At 68.2% G+C, this 3,518-nt stretch carries 3 protein-coding genes; all 3 read left to right on the top strand.

What is annotated here, in order from left to right; translation table 11 throughout:
* Positions 1–1,042, top strand: a 1,042-nt coding sequence (locus tag AC1DS3_RS36770; protein WP_477129148.1) for a TolC family protein, incomplete at its 5' end; no start/stop codon positions are given.
* Between the two features lie 2 nt (positions 1,043–1,044).
* Positions 1,045–2,205: an efflux RND transporter periplasmic adaptor subunit gene (locus AC1DS3_RS36765; RefSeq protein WP_441634614.1), complete on the top strand. Its 1,161-nt coding sequence runs from the start codon at positions 1,045–1,047 to the stop codon at positions 2,203–2,205.
* Positions 2,206–2,211: 6 nt separating this feature from the next.
* On the top strand, positions 2,212–3,518 hold a 1,307-nt coding region (locus tag AC1DS3_RS36760; protein WP_477129147.1), incomplete at its 3' end, for an efflux RND transporter permease subunit.

The following is a 3,518-nucleotide window of genomic DNA, read 5'->3' as shown; positions in this document are numbered from 1 at the left end:
GCTGGATTATCCGCAGCAGCGCAAGCTGCGCGCCGAAATCGCCGGACGCAGCCTGGAGGCCACCGAAGCCGGCCGCCAGGCGTTCCGCGCGGACCTGGCGGCGCGGGTCAAGACGTCGTACTTCGATGTGCTGCGGCGCGAGATGGAGCTGGCCGCGGCCAAGGAAGACCTGGCCATGATGCGGCAGATCCAGGACCGCGCCCGGCTGCGGGTGGAGGTGGGCGAAGCGCCGCGCTATGAGCTGATCAAGGCCGAGACCGAGCTGCTGAGCGCGCAGAAGACGCTGCAGAGCGCGCAGCTGCGCGTCAACCAGGCCAAGGCGGCGCTGCGCCAGCAAGTGGGCGGCGCCATGCCGGCGGCCTATTCGCTGTCCGGCAGCCTGAGCCAGCCCGCCGCGCTGCCGGCCCTGCCGATGCTGCGCGACACCTTGACCGGCGCCAACGCCGAGCTGACCCAGCGCCGCCTGGAAGCGGACCGCGCCAGCCTGGCCGTGGACTACCAGCGCTCGCTGCGCCTGCCCGAACTGGCGGTGCGCGCCAGCGCCGAGCGCCAGCCGGACAACACGGTCTCGCAGGTTGGCCTGGTCCTCACCATCCCGCTGTGGGACCGCCGCAGCGGGCCGGTGGGCGAGGCGACCGCGCAGGCGATCCAGGCCCGCACCGCGCTGGAAGCCCGCGAGTTCGAGCTCACGCAGGAGCTGGAATCGGCTTACCGCCAATACGAGATCACGCAGTCGCAGGTGAGCGCGCTGGAAGGCGGCATCGTGCGCCAGGCCGAATCCGCGCTGGCGGTGGYCGAGTCGGCGTATCGCTTCGGCGAGCGCGGCATCCTGGACTACCTCGATGCGCAGCGCGTGCTGCGCGGCGCGCGCAGCGACCTGATTGCCGCCCAGTTCGAGCAGCAGGCAGCCACCATCCAGATCGAGAAGCTGCTGTCGAGCGTGCCCGGGCAGACCGCCGCACCCACGGCCCCCACGGCCCCGTCCGCACCTTCAGCACCTTCCGCACCCGCGGCTCTCCCGGCATCTACGGAAACCAAATAAGCATGCGCCCCCATTTTCTACTTTCCCTGACGGCAACCGCAGCCCTGCTGTTTTCCCTGACTGGCTGCTCCGACGAACCAGCTCCCGCCGCCGAGCCGCCTAAGCAGCCGCCCGGCGTGGTCAAGCCGGAAGAGACGCTGCAGAAAACCCTGAAGGTGGCCGCGGTGGCTGCCAGCCCGTTCAGCGAAGTGCTGCGCGTGTCCGGACGCATTGATTTCGATGAGCAGCGCATGGCGCGCATCGGCGCCAGCGTGACCGGCCGCGTGACGGATCTCTTCGGCATCCTGGGCCAGGAGGTCAAGGCGGGCCAGGTGCTCGCCCGCCTGCATAGCAGCGAGCTGGGCGCGGCCCAGATGGCCTTCCTCAAGGCCGAGGCGCAGACCGAGCTGCAGGCCCGCAACGCCGAGCGTGCGCGCCAGCTGTTCGCCGCCGACGTGATCGGCCGTGGCGAGCTGCAACGCCGCGAGAGCGAGCTGGCCATTTCCTCGGCCGAGATGCGCGCCTATCGCGACCAGCTGCGCGTGCTGGGCATGTCGGCCGCCGCGGTGGCGCAACTGGCCAAGAGCGGCAGCATCGATTCCTACTCGCCGGTGTTTTCCAGCATCAGCGGCACCGTGGTGGAGCGCAACGTCGCGCAAGGCCAGGTGGTGCAGCCGGCCGATGCGCTCTACACCGTGGCCGACCTGTCGCGCGTGTGGGTGGTGGCGGAAGTGCCCGAGCAGCAGGCCGCGCTGGTGGCCGAGGGCCAGAGCGTGGACATCGAGGTGCCGTCCCTTGGCAACGGCGCGGGCCAGAAGCAGATCACCGGCAAGCTCATCTACGTGGGCCGCACCGTGAATCCGCAAACGCGTACCGTGCTGGTCCGCACCGAGCTGGATAACCGCGAAGGGCGCCTGAAGCCGGCCATGCTGGCCAGCATGCTGATTGCCAGCGTGCCGTCCGAGCAACTGGTGATTCCGGAATCCGCCATCGTGCGCGACGGCAACGACGAACTGGTCTACGTGGAGCAGGCCGGCGGCCTGTACCGCCAGGTCAAGGTCAAGCTGGGTGCCGAGAGCGACGGCATGCGCGTGGTGCAAAGCGGGGTGAAGGCGGGCGACCGCATCGTGGTGGATGGTGCCTTCCACCTCGACAACGAGCGCAAGCGCCTGGAACAGGGTTAATCGATCATGCTGAAATCCCTTGTGGAAGCCGCCATCAAACAGCGGCTGGTGGTTTGCGTGCTGGCGGTGGTGCTGTTCTTCTTCGGCCTGCGCGCGGCAACCAAACTGTCGGTGGATGCCTTCCCCGACGTCACCAACGTGCAGGTGCAGATCGCCACCGAAGCCACCGGCCGCTCGCCGGAGGAAGTGGAGCGCTTTGTCACGGTGCCGGTGGAAATGGCCATGACCGGGCTGCCCGGCTTGGAAGAAATGCGTTCGCTCAACAAGGCGGGCCTGTCGCTGATCACGCTGGTGTTTACCGATGCGACGGACGTCTACTTTGCGCGGCAACTGGTGATGGAGCGCCTGATCGAGGTGGCCGGGCGCATGCCCGAGGGCGTGACGCCGGTGCTCGGCCCGGTCTCCACCGGCCTGGGCGAGGTCTACCAGTACACGCTGGACCGCGTCGATGACGGCAACCGCGCGCTCACGACCGAGGAACTCTCCGAGCGCCGCATCGCGCAGGACTGGGTGGTGCGCCCGCTGTTGCGCTCGATCCCGGGTGTGGCGGAAATCAACTCGCAGGGCGGCTTTGTCCGGCAATACCAGGTGCTGGTCAACCCGGACCGCATGCGGCATTACCAGGTCACGCTGCAGCAGGTCTACCAGTCGCTCGCGCGCAACAACGCCAACTCCGGCGGCGGCGTGCTGCCGCACTATGCCGAGCAGTACCTGATCCGCGGCGTGGGCCTGGCCCGTGGCGTGGAGGATATCGGCAGCATTGTGCTCAAGGAGGTCTCGGGCACGCCGGTCTATGTGCGGGATGTCGCCAACGTGACCATCGGCCATGAAGTACGGCAGGGCGCGCTGGTCAAGAACGGCGAGACCGAGTCGGTCGGCGGCATCGTGATGATGATGCGCGGCGGCAACGCCAAGGAAGTGGTGAGCCGCGTCAAGGCCCGCGTGGCCGAGATCAACGAGCGCGGCATGCTGCCGGGCAAGCTGCAGATCGTGCCGTACTACGACCGCAGCGAGCTGGTGGACTCCGCGCTGTGGACGGTCACCAAGGTGTTGCTCGAAGGCGTGGTGCTGGTGGTGATCGTGCTGTTCCTGTTCCTGGGGGATGTGCGCTCGTCCGTCATCGTGCTGGCCACGCTGGTGCTGACGCCGCTGATGACCTTCATGGTGATGAACCAGGTGGGCTTGTCGGCCAACCTGATGTCGCTCGGGGGGCTGGCCATCGCCATCGGCTTGATGGTGGATGGCTCGGTGGTGGTGGTGGAGAACGCGTTCGAGCGGCTCGGCCACCGCGACAAGAGCGGCATGAGCAAGAC

This window comes from Cupriavidus sp. 01L46, assembly GCF_056399905.1.
This window is presented reverse-complemented; position numbering and strand designations above follow the sequence as displayed.